The 14,699-nt window shown below is 72.0% G+C and carries 13 protein-coding genes; 5 read left to right on the top strand and 8 right to left on the bottom strand.

Annotated features, from left to right (window positions below):
• Positions 1–131 precede the first annotated feature (131 nt).
• Positions 132–3,650 carry a coiled-coil domain-containing protein gene (locus tag ACSC1Q_RS32385; protein WP_436762499.1) on the top strand — a complete coding sequence of 1,173 codons (3,519 nt, stop codon included), beginning with the start codon at positions 132–134 and terminating at the stop codon, positions 3,648–3,650.
• Positions 3,651–3,687: 37 nt separating this feature from the next.
• On the opposite strand, the gene ACSC1Q_RS32380 is transcribed toward ACSC1Q_RS32385, so the two are convergent.
• The 4 genes from ACSC1Q_RS32380 to ACSC1Q_RS32365 form a co-directional block, all read right to left on the bottom strand.
• A complete protein-coding gene (locus ACSC1Q_RS32380) occupies positions 3,688–4,947 on the bottom strand; it encodes an MFS transporter (RefSeq protein ID WP_436762498.1) in 1,260 nt (419 codons plus the stop codon).
• Positions 4,944–5,507: a helix-turn-helix domain-containing protein gene (locus tag ACSC1Q_RS32375; RefSeq protein WP_436762497.1), complete on the bottom strand. Its 564-nt coding sequence runs from the start codon at positions 5,505–5,507 to the stop codon at positions 4,944–4,946. The genes ACSC1Q_RS32380 and ACSC1Q_RS32375 overlap by 4 nt, the downstream gene beginning before the upstream one ends.
• A gap of 228 nt (positions 5,508–5,735) precedes the next feature.
• Positions 5,736–6,482 (bottom strand): DUF6069 family protein, encoded by a 747-nt coding sequence (locus ACSC1Q_RS32370; RefSeq protein WP_436762496.1) that lies wholly within the window; start codon positions 6,480–6,482, stop codon positions 5,736–5,738.
• Between the two features lie 4 nt (positions 6,483–6,486).
• The gene (locus ACSC1Q_RS32365; protein ID WP_436762495.1) at positions 6,487–7,545 is read right to left on the bottom strand and encodes an RNA polymerase subunit sigma-70; all 1,059 of its coding nucleotides are present in this window, start codon (positions 7,543–7,545) and stop codon (positions 6,487–6,489) included.
• 302 nt (positions 7,546–7,847) lie between these two features.
• On the opposite strand from ACSC1Q_RS32365, the gene ACSC1Q_RS32360 reads away from it, so the two are divergent.
• Positions 7,848–9,011 (top strand): cytochrome P450, encoded by a 1,164-nt coding sequence (locus tag ACSC1Q_RS32360; RefSeq protein WP_436762494.1) that lies wholly within the window; start codon positions 7,848–7,850, stop codon positions 9,009–9,011.
• Positions 9,012–9,046: 35 nt separating this feature from the next.
• On the opposite strand, the gene ACSC1Q_RS32355 is transcribed toward ACSC1Q_RS32360, so the two are convergent.
• On the bottom strand, positions 9,047–9,952 hold the full coding sequence (locus tag ACSC1Q_RS32355) for a DNA-3-methyladenine glycosylase family protein (protein WP_436762493.1): 906 nt from the start codon (positions 9,950–9,952) through the stop codon (positions 9,047–9,049).
• Between the two features lie 351 nt (positions 9,953–10,303).
• On the opposite strand from ACSC1Q_RS32355, the gene ACSC1Q_RS32350 reads away from it, so the two are divergent.
• The gene (locus tag ACSC1Q_RS32350) at positions 10,304–10,696 is read left to right on the top strand and encodes a VOC family protein (RefSeq protein ID WP_436762492.1); all 393 of its coding nucleotides are present in this window, start codon (positions 10,304–10,306) and stop codon (positions 10,694–10,696) included.
• Positions 10,697–10,773: 77 nt separating this feature from the next.
• Here the strand turns inward: ACSC1Q_RS32350 and ACSC1Q_RS32345 are convergent, their stop codons facing one another.
• Entirely contained in the window at positions 10,774–11,229 is a 456-nt protein-coding gene (locus ACSC1Q_RS32345; protein ID WP_436762491.1) for an ATP-binding protein, read from the bottom strand.
• 193 nt (positions 11,230–11,422) lie between these two features.
• Here ACSC1Q_RS32345 and ACSC1Q_RS32340 point away from each other — a divergent pair, with 193 nt between their 5' ends.
• Together ACSC1Q_RS32340 and ACSC1Q_RS32335 are read left to right on the top strand one after the other, a co-directional pair.
• On the top strand, positions 11,423–12,253 hold the full coding sequence (locus ACSC1Q_RS32340) for a helix-turn-helix domain-containing protein (protein ID WP_436762490.1): 831 nt from the start codon (positions 11,423–11,425) through the stop codon (positions 12,251–12,253).
• A complete protein-coding gene (locus ACSC1Q_RS32335; protein WP_436762489.1) occupies positions 12,244–12,453 on the top strand; it encodes a DUF397 domain-containing protein in 210 nt (69 codons plus the stop codon). Before ACSC1Q_RS32340 ends, ACSC1Q_RS32335 begins: the two co-directional genes overlap by 10 nt.
• A gap of 115 nt (positions 12,454–12,568) precedes the next feature.
• Here the strand turns inward: ACSC1Q_RS32335 and ACSC1Q_RS32330 are convergent, their stop codons facing one another.
• Both ACSC1Q_RS32330 and ACSC1Q_RS32325 read right to left on the bottom strand, forming a co-directional pair.
• Positions 12,569–12,949 (bottom strand): hypothetical protein, encoded by a 381-nt coding sequence (locus ACSC1Q_RS32330; protein WP_436762488.1) that lies wholly within the window; start codon positions 12,947–12,949, stop codon positions 12,569–12,571.
• 215 nt (positions 12,950–13,164) lie between these two features.
• Positions 13,165–14,652, bottom strand: a complete 1,488-nt coding sequence (locus ACSC1Q_RS32325; RefSeq protein ID WP_436762487.1) for a serine/threonine-protein kinase — start codon at positions 14,650–14,652, stop codon at positions 13,165–13,167.
• Between the last annotated feature and the right edge of the window lie 47 nt (positions 14,653–14,699).

Raw genomic sequence — 14,699 nt, 5'->3', positions numbered from 1 at the left:
GCGGCCAAGAGGAGGCCGTCGCTCACGACGAATCAGACCCGGCGCCTCACGATGGGCCGGGCCCTGGACGGGATGCCGGAGACCCGGTGCTCCGGGCACCGGAAGCAGGACGGAAGAAAGGACCGACGGGGTTGACCGACCAGCGGAACCAGGCCGCGAAGAGCTCGCGCGGGAGCCGGGCCAAGGCCACGGAGAACCGCACCGGCGTGGCCGGGGCCGGGGAGAACCACACGAGCACAACCGGGGCTGGGGCTGGGGCTGGGGAGAAGCACACAGGCACAACCGGAGCCAAGGCCAGGAAGACCCGTACCGGCACACCCGGGGCCGGGAAGGCCTCCCCCGCCGAGGTCGGGGGAGCCGCTCGCACCGGGAACGTCCGGGCGGAGAGCGCCAGGAGCGGAAACACCAGGGACTCCGAGACCACCGAGAACCCGGGGGGGACGCAGGCGGCCCTGGTCCCCGTGGAGGCGACCCGCGTCACCGCCCCGAGCGAGAACGTGGTGGGCGACCGGGTGCTGATCGCCGTGCAGCCGGTCAACATCTCCCGGCTCTCGACCCACCCGGTGCCGACCGTGCCGGGCACGCTGATCGTGGTCGCGGGCGCGGGGCCGAAGGATTCCAACGGCGCGGGCAAGTCGTCGTTCATCGCGATGATCACCGCGCTGCTCGGGGACGAGCAGTGGCGTTTCGCCTCGGGGGCGAAATCCGTCGCGGAGCTGCTGTTCAACGCCGAGCTCGCGGCGGGCGGAGGCGGCCGGACGTGGGCCAGCGCCGACCACGGCTACATCGTCGGCGTCTTCGCACCGGCCGCCCCCACGCACACGGGTCCCGTCTCCACAGGCCCCGCACACACCCGCCCCGCGAGCGGCGGTTTCGCGACCACCGGCTCCGAGAGCACCGCCCCTGTGGACACCGGCCTCGCGAGCACCGCCCCCGCGAACGGCGACTCTCCGGGCGGCCCCTCGGACACGGCCCCCTCGAACCCTGCCTCCTCAGACACGACTTCCGGGGACACGACCTCTCCGGACCCCGCCTCCCCGCACCACCCCTCCATGGACGACGCGGTGACCGTGTGGTTGCGGGTCAACCAGGAGGCACCGCACCTGGAGATCAGGTGGATCCAGGGGGTGCACCTGGCGGTGGCGGCCTCGGAGGCGGAGCGGGTGGCGCGGGCCGACGAGCTGTGGGCGGCGCTGCCCCGCTCGGCGGGACGCCGCGACGTGGTGGCGCGCGACCTGACCAGGTTCCTGTACGGCGACCGCGTCAGGTGCGTGTCGTTCCTGTCGACCTCGGTACGGAGCAAGGTCGCCACCAACCTGCTCTCCCAGCCCCTCAACGAGATCTCCCCCGAACGGGTCTTCGAGGCGATCGCCGCGCTGACCGGCCTGGACTCCGAGCTCGACCAGGAGCGGGAGGCCCGTCGCGACGAGCACGCCAGACGGGTTCGGGCGACGCGGGCCATGGAGCTGCTGAAAGAGTTCGAGGGCGAGTCGCGTACGCTCCTGGAGACCTTCGACAGGCGTGACCGGGCCCGCGTCCGGCTGGCCGACGCGCTGCGCTGCTGGCGGGGGCGGCTGGCGCGCAGGCTGGCCGACGCCGGGCAGCGGGACGACGCGCTCGCGGCCGAGCTGGAGCGGGCCCGCGCGGCGGGCGACCGTGCCACGGGGGCGATCGCCGAGGTCAGGGCCGAGATCGCCACGCTCAAGGACGACACCCTGGAGCGCGGGCTGGCCGAGGCGCGCAGGGAGCTGACGACCCTGCAGGCACGCGCGGCGAAGCTGGACGCCGACCGGGCGGTGGCGGAGAACTCGGTCGACGAGCTGCGCGGCTGGATTCCCGGCCTTGAGGAGCAGCGCCGTCTGGCCGACGGGCGCGACGTGGCGACGGCGGGTGCCGAGCTGGCCGAGGCGAGGACGCGGCTGAACGAGGCGCTGAAGGCGCTCGGCGTGGCCGACCGGGAGGCCGAGGGGGCGAAGGCCGCGCTGGACGACGCCGAGGGCGGCCCGGCGGCGGCCCAGCTCAACGCGCTCGCCGAGGCGGGTGTCGGGGCGACCGGCCTGCTCGACGCGATCGACGTCGCCGAGCAGGCCCGCGACGACGAGGCCGCGCCACGACAAGGCGGCCAGGCCGCGCTGGGAGCCCGAGGGTGGCCGCACGAGCACGCGGTGATCGTCGACGCGGCCGACCTGGAGGCCGCGTCGCGGGCCCTGGGCACGCTGCCCGGATCGGTGCTGGTCAGCGCGGCGGGGGTCACCGTCGTGGGATCGTTCGAGGTCGCGGTCACCGGCAGGGAGGCCCGTATCAAGGCGGCCGAGCAGCGTCTGCACCGGGCACGTGACACCCAGGAGAGCGCGGCGGCCGTCGTACGGGCCGCGGAGGACACCGTGGCCGAGGCGGGCAGGAGGCTTGAGGGGGCGAAGGCGTCCGTGCAGCTGGCCGACATCGAGCGCCGGCTGGCCGGGCGGCGGAGCGCGCTCACCGAGCTGTCCGAGGCGCTGGCCGGGATCGCGCCGAAGGTGGACGAGGCCGAGCGCCGGGCGAGCGGCCTGGACTTCCGGGCCCGTACGAGAAGCATGGAGATCGAGCGTCTGGAGGGCCGCAGGGCCCGGCACGAGTCCGATCGCGACCAGGCCGCAGAGCAGGCGGCGAGGATCGCCGCCGACCGCGACGCGCTCGGGCTGGACGCGCTGGCCGGTGACTGGGGCGGCACCGTCGACGGGGCCCGGGAGTGGCTGGGCGCCCTGGACGAGCAGGAGCGCCCGCTGACCTCCGAGGAGTGGTGGCGGGCTGCCGAGCGCCGCCTGGACGAGGCGCTGCGCGACACCTTCCCCGGCGAGGACGAGGAGATGCCCGAGGAGCTGCGTTTCCTGGTCAGGGAACGCACCGCGCCCGGTGCCGGGCGCACCGCCCGCGAGCAGGCGACGTTCCCCGGCGTGTGCTCGGCGCTCGCGTCCTACCTGCGCGGTCAGGAGGAGTACGAGCGGCACCGGCGCCGCCAGATCGAGACGCAGATCGTCACCCGGCAGCGCGACCTGACGGCCGCCGCCAGGGGCGCCGAGGAGGCGGCCCAGTCCACCGCCGTGCACCGGGCCGCGCTGACCGCCGCGATCAGGGCGCGGCTGACCCGGGTGGCCGAGGAGTTCGACAAGCTCGACACCTCCTACGGCGGTTACGGCGCGACGCTGGAGTTCCCCGTCCCGCCCGCGCCCGCCGACCCCGAGCAGCGCTGGGCGTGGCGGGTGACGCCCAAGTGGCGCCGGGGCGAGGGGCAGGGGTTCGTGCCGTACAACCGGCGGGCCAACACCGCGCTGATGGACGAGAAGGCCGTGAAACTGGTCTGCGCGGCGGCGATCGCGTCCTCGGGCGGCAGCCACCTGTGCCTGGTCCTCGACGAGCTGGGCCGCAACCTCGGCAAGGAGCACCGCAGGGAGGCGGTGGCGCTGTTCCGCCGGATCGGCGAGACGTACGGGATCACGGTGATCGGCGCGCTCCAGGACGACATGGAGCCCTACGCCGTCGACGCCTGCGGGCAGTACGTCAAGCTGCGCCGCTCCTCCGACGCCATGCCGTACAACGAGCCGCCGGTCGTCATCGGCCACGACCTGCACGCCGAACGGGTGCGCGCCCTGGCCACCGCGGTGAGCAGGTGAGCCGACGTCCGAGGCCCCGCCGGTACGGGACAGATGTTCAGGGCCGTACGCGTGGGAGGGTGGGCAGGTCGCGCAGGCGGCGGATCGGGCCGAGCAGCAGGACGGTGATCGAGCAGAGCTGGACGGCGGCCATCAGGGAGAGTGTCTCGCGGACGCCGAGCACCTCACCCAGCGTGCCGCCGAGCAGCCCTCCGAGGGGGATCGCGCCGTAGTTCAGCACCGAGGTGCTCGCGGTGATCCGGCCGAACAGGTCCCTCGGGCAGTACCGCTGGCGGAAGGTGCTGGTCAGGATGTTCGAGGCGACGATGCCCGCTCCGATGCCGAAGCCCGCGACGGCGAAGACCGCCATGCCGGTGCCGCCGCTGCCGCTCGGCCCGAGCAGCAGCATCGGAACGGCGAACGCCTCACACAGCAGGAACCCCCGGGCGGTCCCGAACCGGGTGGCGATACGGCCGGCCAGCATCGCGCCGACCAGTCCGCCCGCCCCGGCCAGCGCCAGCACGGCGCCCACCTGCCCAGCGCCCGCGCCCAGATCCCGGGTGAGAAACACCACCTGGATCGACTGGTAACCCATCAACGCGATGTTCGAGATCGCGCTGAAGACGGTGAGCGTACGCAGATAAGGGTCGCCCGCCACGAACCGCAGGCCGTCGCGGATCTCGGCGAGCAGCCGCCGTTCGGCGATGCCGCCGCTACGCACCTCCCGGGCGCGCACGGAGCGCAGGAACAGCGCGGCGACACCGAAGCTGACGGCGTCCGCCAGCACCCCGCTCACCGCGCCGAACGCCTGCGCGAGCAACCCGGCGAGTCCCGGGCCGGCGATCCGCGCGGCCGATTCGCTGCCCTGGAGCCTGGTGTTGGCCTCCAGCAGCCGTTCGCCCTCGACCAGGATCGGGAGGTACGCCCGGTAGGCGAGGCTGAAGAACACCCTCGCCACCCCGCCCGCCGTAGCCACCACGAGCAGATGCGTCATCGTGAGCACGCCGAGCCAGGCCGCGATCGGCACGCTCGCGAACACCACCATCGAGACGGTGTCGCACACCAGCATGACGGGCCGTTTCGGCAGCCGGTCCACCCACGCGCCGGCGGGCAGTCCGACCAGCAGCCACGGCAGCCAGGCCGCCGCGGTCAGCAGCCCGACGGTGAACGTGCTCGCCCGCAGGGTCACCACGGCGACCAGCGGTATCGCCACGGCGGCCACGGAGCCGCCGAGCATGCTGGTCGTCTCACCGGCCCACAGCAGCCGGAAGTCGCGCGTCCGCAGCGGTCCGGCTCGCGCGACCCGCGCGGTGGTCACGGCCGTCCGGGAACCGCGCGTACGGTCAGGAAGACGGGCTCGCGCTCCTGGCCGTCGTCGGGGACCTCCCGGTCGCTCAGCGAGGTCAGCAGGGCGAGGATCCGTTCCTCCAGGTCCGCGAGCTCGGCGACCGACAGGCGCGCCCAGTGATCGGTGGTGAACGCCGCTCGCCGCCACGGCTCGGGATAGCCGTCGCGCTCGGCGAACCACTGCCTGGCCAGCGCCGTCTGCCTGTCGAGCACCAGCGACTCCGCGGCCATCGCGACGGGATCGTCGGGGAAGTCCGACGGGGACCAGGCCAGTACGGCCGGTGACCTGCGCCACCAGCGTTCCCGGCGGTCGCGTGCGAGCTCGGGCACCTCCTCGACGAGGTCACTGGTGGCGAGGACCTTCAGGTGGTGGCTGATGTTGCCGACGGCCTGCCCGGTCGTACCGGCGAGCATCGACGCCGTCGCCGGGCCGTCCACCCGCAGGATGTCGAGCAGGCGTCGGCGCAGCGGATGGGACATCGCGGCGAGCACCTTCGAGTCGCGCACCTCGCGCTTTGAAGGATCGGGCATTGACCCAGCCTAGATACACAAGAACTCTTGCACAAGATGTCTTTTCCATATGTGCCCGTGCCGACGAACGGCACCGCCTTCATCCCGCGAGGTGGCCTGTGCCGCTTCGCAAACGCGACTCGGCTTTCGAGCCGACCAGGAGTGGGAACCTGGCGTGGAGGATGGCAGCGCCGGGTGCCGGGTTGGTGCGCGCGCCCCCGCGCCGCGCGTTGTCCCGTCGCGGGATCGTCAATCGGTCCTGGCGCGAAGGCTCCGCGCCAGGGTGGGGATCATCACCGCCGCGGGGACGAGGTGAAGCCCGAGGAGGGCGACGACGGTGGCGGTGTTCGCCCCGACGAGGAAAGGCGGGACCAGCGAGATCGCGGTCAGCGACACCGCCGTCCACACGAATCGCCTGGCGGGGCGAGCGCTCCAGCGAAGAAGGGCGACGGCGATGACGACGCCCACGACCGAGAAGAAGCCGGTCACCACGGCGAACCCGGGCAACGGGATCGTCTCGCCGCCGTCGGGGACCTCGAAGTCGACGCCGGCGGCCTGGGCGAGCGCGGCGGCGAGGGTGGTGGCCGCCATCGCCGCGAGCGCGGCGGCGAAGCCGATGCCGGCGAGCCCGAGGAGTCGAGGGGTGCGGCTGCTCCGGCCCGGTGCCGGGCCCGCGACGACCTCGGTGTCGTTCATGCCGTTCATGTCATCCTCCATCGTTCGGTGACCGGTGTAAGGGTGTGTTGACCGGCGGGTGACGGTCCTGGCCCCGGGGGTGACGATGCGCACCCTCGCCGTACGGCGGCCGGGGTTGCGCAGGGCGCGGACGCCGGTGCCGCGGAGCCAGAACCCGGCGTCGCGTCCGAGGACCGGGCCGGGCTCGCCGTCGCGCAGCTCCAGCTGCACCCGCCCGCGGGTGACGACGCCGAACGCGTCGCGCCACTCGGCCGCGACCACCGCGACACGCGCGCCACCTCGCAGGGCGAGCGTCCGCACGGGACTACTCCGTGCCGTCCGCCGGAAGGCGCTCCGGCAGCCCGAGCCGCGGGAACCGGTCGTCGTGGAACGCGACGATCTCGGTGATCGCCCCGCCGGTGACGCGCAGGACGTCGATGCTCAGCGGCAGGTACGCGCCCTCCGGCTTCCGCCAGAGGTAGAAGGCGACGGCGGGCTGCCGGTTCACGGAGGTGGGGACGGCGCGCAGCCGTTCCATGCTCTCGAAGCCGTTCTCGACCCAGTCGTTCACCACCGTGTCGCGGCCGACGTGCAGGCCCGGCGTGGGCGGCATCGAGCAGCGGACGTCTTCCCTCAGCAGTGCGGCGAGCCCGTCGACGTCCGTGGCCACGCTGGCGTCGGTGTAGCGGCGCACCAGCTCGCGCGTCCCGGCGTCCTCCTCGCCACCGGTCCAGTCCTGCCGCTCGGCGGGCAGGTGCTCCCGCATGCCGGCGCGGGCCCGCTGCAGCGCGCTGTTCACGGAGTTGACGGAGTCCCCGAGGAGTTCCGCGACGTCCCTCGCCGGCCAGCCGAGCACGTCCCGCAGGATCAGCACGGCCCTCGGGCGCGGCGCGAGGTGCTGGACCGCGACCAGGTACGCCAGCTCGATCGTCTCCCGCGCGACGGCGACGGTCTCCGGCTCGTCCGCGTCCCCCGCGGGCAGCTCGTCGAGCAGCCGGTCCGGGTAGGGCTGCAGCCACGGCACCTCGCCGCCGGTCGCGGGCTCCGGGCGGCACTTGGCGAGCAGGTCCAGGCAGGCGTTGGTGGCGATCCGGTACAGCCAGGCCCGGAACGTCGACCGCCCCTCGAAGGTCTCCCGCCGCCGCCAGGCACGGAGGAACGTCTCCTGCACGGTGTCCTCGGCGTCCTCGAACGACCCGAGCATCCGGTAGCAGTGCACGTGCAGCTCCCGCCGGTGCCGCTCCGCCAGCCCCGAGAACGCCGGCTCGTCGACCTCGCCCAGCCCGCTCACACCCAGGCCGCCCTCGCCCAGCCCGCCCTCGTCCGGCCGACCCTTGTCCAGCCCGCTCACGCCCAGCTCCTCCAGCCGCGTGTCCGCACTCATCACGTCATCCTTCCGCCTCGTCGTGTCCCGTCGTAGGTATGACGGGTCCGGGCGCGACAACTCATCACTCGGGCCGGCCCGCATGTCCGATCCGGTGACGGAGCACGACACGCGGTACGGCGAGGAGGGTGCGGGCCCGCCGACTACCTGCCACCTGTCAGATCGCTTCGGCGAGCTCGGTGACGTGGACAGGTCACATCGTGGCCGGGAAGAACGCCGTCGGCGGCCCGGCCGGCCGGGATTGCATGATCGTTCCATTGGCGAGATCTTGTGGGGTAGCCCCGATTCCCTCAGGAGACGACATGTTGCCCCTTCATATGCGCCGCCAGGAGTTCGACCCCGATCCCGAGCTCGCCGTCGTCCGCGAACAGCCCGGCCTGCAACGTGTCTCCACGCCCTACGGCGCGCAGGCCTGGCTGGTCACCCGGTACGACGACGTGCGCGACGTGCTCAGGAACGCCGAGCTGTTCAGCTACGCCAGCGGCGTCAACCTTCCGCCCATGAGCGAGGAGCAGAACAAGCGTCTCCGCGCGGGCGCGCTGCTGCTGATGGACCCGCCCGACCACACCCGGTTGCGCCGCATGCTCACCCCCGAGTTCACGATGCGCCGCATCCGCCGCCTGGAGCCCCGGGTCCGCGAGATCGTCGCCGACCATCTGGACGCGATGGAACGTACCGGCGCGCCGGTCGATCTCGTCTCGCAGTTCGCCACCCCGATCCCGTCGCTGGTCATCTGCGAACTGCTCGGGGTGCCCTACGAGGACCGGGACGACTTCCAGGCCCTCAGCGCCACGCTCCTCGACTTCAACCGCGCGGCCGAGGAGCGCGGGAAGGCGCAGGTGGGGTTGAGCACCTACATGGCCGGGCTGGTCGGGCAGGCACGGGCCGAACCGGGTGAGGACCTGATCGGCATGCTGGTCCGCGAGCACGGTGACGACCTGTCGAACGACGAGCTGGTCGGCATCGGCGGGTTGCTGCTGCTGGCCGGGCACGAGACGACGGCCAACATGATCAGCCTGGGTACGCTGGCGCTGCTGCGCCACCCCGAGCAGCTCGACCTGTTCCGCGAGGACCCGGCCAAGGTCGGCGGCGTGGTCGAGGAACTGCTGCGCTGGCTGACGATCATCCATCAGGGCGCCACCAAGATGGCCATGGCCGACACCGAGATCTCCGGGGTGCCGATCGCGAAGGGCGACATCGTGGTGGTCTCGCTCCCGGCCGCCAACCGTGACCCGGCGCTGACCGAGAACCCGGACCGGTTCGACATCGAACGGCCCGACCTGGCCCACGTCGCGTTCGGTTACGGCGCGCACCACTGCATCGGGGCGCCGCTGGCCCGGATGGAGATGCGCATCGCGTTCTCCGCCCTGTTCGAACGCTTCCCGGGGCTGCGCGAGGCGGGCGAGCCGGAGTTCCGCTCGTTCAACGTCGTGTACGGCCTGTCGGCGTTCCCCGTCGCCTGGTGATGCGCGGTCCCGTAGGCGCCGGTGGGGGTCGGCGTCTACGGGACCTCAGGTAGCCGGTTGACGGGGTGCTCTCCGGTGGCCCAGAGATACTGGACGGCGTAGGCGCGCCAGGGTCGCCAGGCGTCGGCGTGGCGGGTGAGCGCCGCGGGGGTGACGGGAAGGCCGAGGTCGCGGGCGGCGACGCGGACTCCGAGGTCGGTGGGCAGGAAGGCGTCGGGGTCGCCGAGGGCGCGCATCGCGATGGTCTCGACGGTCCAGGGTCCGAGTCCGGGAAGCGCCAGGAGCTGGGCGCGGGCTCGTTGCCGGTCGCCTCCGGGCCCGAGGTCGATCTCGTCGTCCGCCAGGGCGGTGATCAGGCCGGTGAGCGTCGCGCGGCGCGTCCGGGGAAGGGCGAGCTTCGCCGGGTCCAGCGAGGCCAGCGCCTCAGGGGTGGGGAAGAGATGGGTGAGGCCTCCGTCGGGGTCCGTGATCGGCTCGCCGTGGGCGACGACCAGCCGGGCGGCATGGGTGCGGGCGGCCGCGGTGGACACCTGCTGCCCGAGCACCGCGCGTACGGCCAGCTCGGACGCGTCGACGGTGCGGGGCACCCGGCGGCCGGGGTGCTCGTCCACGAAGGGCGCGAGCACCGGGTCGGCGCGGAGCCGGTCTCCCATGGCGACGGGGTCGGCGTCGAGGTCGAGCAGGTTCCGGCACCGGCCGATCGCGGTGGGGAGGTCACGGCTGTCGCTGAGGGTCAGGCGGCAGCCCACGTGGTCGGGCATCGGCCACAGGGTGACGACGCCGTGGCCGTACAGCAGGCGCAACGTGCGGCGGTACGCGCCGTCGCGCCACTCCTCCACCCCGGGCACGGCGGTCGCGGCGAGATGCCCGAACAGGTTGCCGGGACACAGCGGAGCCTTGAACGGCAGCCGCAACGACGTCGTCTCGTGGTCGTCGTCCACCGGCCGTTCGCGGGACTGTGCCGGGACGGGGAAGGCGTAGTCCTCACAGCCGGACCCCGGCAGGGGATGACCCTCGCGGCCGGGTCCCGCCTGGGTGGCGCGACCCTCTGACCGTGGGTCCCCCTCACCGCCGGATCCCGTCCGAGCGGTGTGATCCCCTGACCGGGAGTTCTCGTCATGCATACCTGCAGTGTCCAGGAGAGCGACGACCGTCCTGCCCGCACGCCCCGCGAAGGGCACACCTTCTTCACCTGGCCCGCGATGTCGTGGGCATGGAGGAAGAGAAGCGACGCCCCGAAGGGTGCCCGTGCCGCGCGTGATCCGAGCGGCTTTCGGGGCAGGGGCGCAGCCATGCGCGGACGAACGGACTCTCACTACTGGGGTGTGGTACTCGACGCACCCGACGCACAGGAACTCGCGCGGTTCTACGCGCGCCTTCTCGACTGGAAGATCACCAAGGACGAGCCGGGCTGGGCCACGGTCGCACCGGCCGACGGGCGCACCTACCTGGGCTTCCAGACGTCCCCGGACTACGTACGGCCGGTCTGGCCGAACGCTGACGGCTCACAGCAGATGATGATGCACCTCGACCTGGAGGTCGGCAACCTTTACAGCGCGGTCGACCACGCGATCGAGACGGGCGCGACGCTCGCCGCGTACCAGCCGCAGGACGATGTCCGGGTCCTCCTCGACCCCGCCGGGCACCCGTTCTGCCTTTACACGGACAGTGGCGAAGACACGTAAGACATACACAGCGCGCTTGTGGAGTGTGGGGATCGGGTTTTTTGCCAATTGCCACATATCGCGGGCCACAGTGCCCGCTATTCCGGCCGTACGGCGAGAATGGCGGCCTCTTCCACGGGAGCCGTGGGCTCGGCCGGAATGGCGCACCACACCGTACGGCCAACCGCCCCGAAGTCGCGGACGCCCCAGTTTCCCGCCGACAGTTCGTCGACGATGAACAGCCCTCGCCCGTCCTCCGCGTCCGGGGAGGAGCCGACCCGCAGGTGTGGCTTGCTCGACGCGGAGCCGGGGTCGGTGACCTCCACGTATATGAAGTCGTTGACCATCTTCAGGACGACCATCACCAGGTCACCCACCGGGCCCGGGGTGGAGTGCTCGACGGCGTTCGTGGTGATCTCGGAGACGGCCAGCCGCACCCGCTCGTAGGCGGGGTGATCGGGACCGAGGAGTTCGCGCACCATCGCGCGTGCACGTGAAACTGATTCAGGTTCTCTCCGCAGGAAGAGCTCCCCCAGCCTTCTGGCCGTTTGCATGGTGAACGCCCTTTCGCCCTCCGGGCTTTCTCGCCTCATTGACCCGAGTCCCGATAACCACCGACCGGGTATTCCAAGAATCCCAAACAACCACTACTGTCGGTAGTGACTCCGAACGCACGGTCACTACACGGTTATGTGGAGCCGGGCGTGTATGCACAGGAGCCGGGTGTGTGTTCACGAGAGGACAGAAATGACCATCCCCCCGGGCATCAGCTCCACCGTCTCCCCAAAGGAATACTTCGCCGCGGAATTCCGCAGGCGTCGCAAAGAGGCAGGTCTCAGCCAAAAGGAACTGGCCGACCGCATCGGGTGGTCGGTCAGCCTGGTGAGCATGGTGGAGCTCACCCATCGGAAGGCTCCCCGGGAGATGACCGAGAAGATCGACAAGGTCCTGAGGCTCGACGGCGCCCTGACGAACCTGTGGGATCTCGTCAGCCACGTGGGCAGCCAGCTGCCCGACTGGTTCAGGCCCTGGATCGAGATCGAGCGCGAGGCCGAGACCCTGCGGGCCTGGCACCCCCTCGTCGTCACGGGCCTGCTCCAGACCCGCGACTACGCCGAGGCCATCCTGCGCGGCGAGCCCCGCATCACCCCCGAGCAGCTGGAGGAGTACGTCTCGGCCCGGATGGAGCGCCAGGCCATCCTCGACCGGGCGAACCGTCCCATGCTCTGGGCGGTCATCGACGAGGGCGTCCTGCTCCGTCCCGTCGGCGCGGACGACGTGATGGCCGCGCAGCTCCGCCACCTCGCCGAGGCGGGCGAGCGCCCCGACGTCGCGATCCAGATCCTTCCCCTCGACGCCCGCACGACGACCGGCATCAACGGTGGCTTCGTCATCGCCCACGCGCGCAGGGGCGTGGTCAACGCGGCCTACATCGAGTCGGCCGGTGCGGGCCAGGTAACCGATCGCCCCGACGAGGTCGCCGCTCTAGCATTGCGATACGAGGCGATCCGCGTCGAGGCGCTGTCCCAGCGCGAGTCACTGAAGCTGATCAAGGAGACGACCAAGAGATGGACCTGAACCGGGAACTGGCAGAGGCGACGTGGGTCAAGTCCACCCGCTCGGGGAGCAACGGCGGCGAGTGCGTCGAGGTCGCCGGACTGTCCGGCGGACGCCGCGCCGTCCGCGACAGCAAGGACACCACCGGCCCCGCACTCGTCTTCACCGCCACCGAATGGACCACCTTCATCGACGGCGTCAAGAACGGCACCTTCGGCTGACCGCTCCGAGCCGTCGAGGCCGGGCCCCTCGCGGGCTCGGGGTCCGGCCCCCGGCTCCGGTCCGAGGACGTCTCCCGGGCGCACACCACCCACGCCTTCTCCCGGGCAGGAGCCGTCAGCGCGCCTTCTCCTCTCCCTCCTTGTGAATGGCGTGCCTCCGCAGCTCCTTGGCGAACGCGTCGTGCCGCTTCGGGGGGAACGCGTAGTCGTGCTCCGGGCAGGCGGGGCGCTCGGTGTAGATCCAGTCGATGACGTACCTGCCGGGATAGACCTCGTCGGCGATGAGCTTCCTGATGCCCTCGTCCAGATCCTCGATCAGCAGGTGTTCCGAGTGGCCGAGGTTGACGCGCACATCGTTCACCACCTTGGAGCCCACCTCCACGTAGGTGGCGATGTTGCGCTTTTCCGAGATCCCACCTCCCTCGCGCAGAAACCACGCTTCGCGGGACTGGTCCTCACCGTGGTCGGCGTCGTCGAGGGTCACCTGAGTCCCCATGGAACGGTCCAAAAATCGCAGGGGGGTGGGCGCCCCTCACGCTGGAACAATCACCTGACCTCGTCGAGGCCCGTATTCACGGCCGCCTCCGAGCTCTCCGAAAGCGGGTGTCGAGGCCCTGGTCATCCGGTCGAGACCCCCACGCCGTGGCGTCCCGCCGGATCGGTGAGGTCAGGGACCATGGCCGACCATGGCCGCGAAGGGCGCGTCTGCGGCTAGTTCTTCTTCCCGTTCCCGTGCCCGTGCCCGTTGCCGTTGCCGTTCTGCGTCGGCTTGTATTTCTTGGTCTTGTCCTTGTTGGAGTTTGGCTTGGCCTCTTTCGCGCCGGTTCCGGACGTACCGGTCTCGGAGGATCCGGTCTCGGGGAATCCGGTGGCCGCCGCCCTGGGGGCGGCGTGGGTCCTCCCACCACGGTGAGGCGTGGCGGTAGGGCTCTCCTCGTCGAGCACCTGCCGCGTCCCGGGGGTACGGGTGGGCTGTGGCGCCGTGACGGGAGCGACCTCGGAGGGGGCGACCCGCTCAGGCCCGCCGGACCCGCCGCTTCGCCATTCGGCGGCGACAGTGACGGCGACGGCTACGAGAACGCCGACGGTCAGGGCCGCGACACCCGCTGACAGGCGCCGGCGCCCGGCGTTCCGCTGACGCGCCAGGGCGGGCCCGGCCTCCCCGGTGGAACGCCGGTCGGCGTCCGCCTGAAGGTGGTGACCGGTGGAATAACGACCGATGTCCGCGTGAAGGTGGTGATCCGTGGAACGCCGACCGGCTCCGGAGTGCCAGGAGCGTCCGGCGGGACTCCGGCCGGTGGCCGGGGGCGCGACGCGGACGGCGGGGAAGGGCGCCTCGGTGCTGTCCGTGTCCCGTTCCCACAGCGTGGCCACCTCCCCCAGCTGTCTCCGGGCTCGGACGGCGTCGGTGCGCCGGGCGGGATCCTTGTCGAGCAGGCCGGTGATGACGGGCGCCAGGGGCCCGGCGTACCTGAACGGCTCGGGGTCGGCCGTCAGCACGGCGGCGAGGGTGGCCAGCGCGGTGCTGCGCCCGAACGCGGAGCGGCCCTCCGCGGCGGCGTACAGGGTGGCCCCGAAGGACCACAGGTCGCTCGCGGCACTCGACGCGACGCCACCGGCGCGCTCGGGGGCGATGTAGGCGGGCGTGCCCACCACCATTCCCGTACTGGTGAGCGACACGTCCTCGTCGACGGCGGTGGCCAGCCCGAAGTCGGTCAGGATCGCGTGCCCGTCGCCGGTGAGCAGGATGTTGGCGGGTTTGACGTCGCGGTGCATGACCCCGGCCGCGTGGGCGGCCTCCAGCGCCGACAGCACCTCCAGCCCGACGCGCGCGATGGCGGGCGCGGGCAGCGGCCCCTCCTCGGCGATCACCTCGGCGAGGTTGCGTGAGCGTACGAGCTGCATCACGATCCACAGGCGGTCGTCGGCCCGCACCACGTCGTACACCGCGGCGATGTTGGGGTGGTTCAGCCGCGCGGCGAGGCGCGCCTCCCGCATGGTGCGCTCCAGCAGGACCTCGCGCTCCGGCCCGGCCAGGTGGTCCGGGATCGTGACCTCCTTGACCGCGACCTCACGGTGGAGGAGCTCGTCATGGGCGCGCCACACCGTCGCCATGCCGCCCCTGCCCAGCCCGGCCACGAGGCGGTACCGCCCGGCCAGCGACCACCCTTCGTACCGCTCGTACCGCGAAGAAGACATGGGCCATGCCTACCCGATGATTGATCCCGCATGTCGCCGGTATCGCC

Source organism: Streptosporangium heterodermiicola (genome assembly GCF_051390675.1).
Lineage (GTDB): Bacteria > Actinomycetota > Actinomycetes > Streptosporangiales > Streptosporangiaceae > Streptosporangium.
Note: the sequence above shows the minus strand (reverse complement) of the source record. Positions and strands in the feature narration are given on the sequence as shown.

Coding starts and splice junctions, on each gene's coding strand:
- ACSC1Q_RS32330 (WP_436762488.1), bottom strand. CDS start 12,949: ATGGGGACTCAGGTGACCCTCGACGACGCCGACCACGGTGAGGACCAG.
- ACSC1Q_RS32340 (WP_436762490.1), top strand. CDS start 11,423: ATGACCATCCCCCCGGGCATCAGCTCCACCGTCTCCCCAAAGGAATAC.
- ACSC1Q_RS32350 (WP_436762492.1), top strand. CDS start 10,304: ATGCGCGGACGAACGGACTCTCACTACTGGGGTGTGGTACTCGACGCA.
- ACSC1Q_RS32345 (WP_436762491.1), bottom strand. CDS start 11,229: ATGCAAACGGCCAGAAGGCTGGGGGAGCTCTTCCTGCGGAGAGAACCT.
- ACSC1Q_RS32335 (WP_436762489.1), top strand. CDS start 12,244: ATGGACCTGAACCGGGAACTGGCAGAGGCGACGTGGGTCAAGTCCACC.
- ACSC1Q_RS32360 (WP_436762494.1), top strand. CDS start 7,848: ATGTTGCCCCTTCATATGCGCCGCCAGGAGTTCGACCCCGATCCCGAG.
- ACSC1Q_RS32325 (WP_436762487.1), bottom strand. CDS start 14,652: ATGTCTTCTTCGCGGTACGAGCGGTACGAAGGGTGGTCGCTGGCCGGG.
- ACSC1Q_RS32365 (WP_436762495.1), bottom strand. CDS start 7,545: ATGAGTGCGGACACGCGGCTGGAGGAGCTGGGCGTGAGCGGGCTGGAC.
- ACSC1Q_RS32375 (WP_436762497.1), bottom strand. CDS start 5,507: ATGCCCGATCCTTCAAAGCGCGAGGTGCGCGACTCGAAGGTGCTCGCC.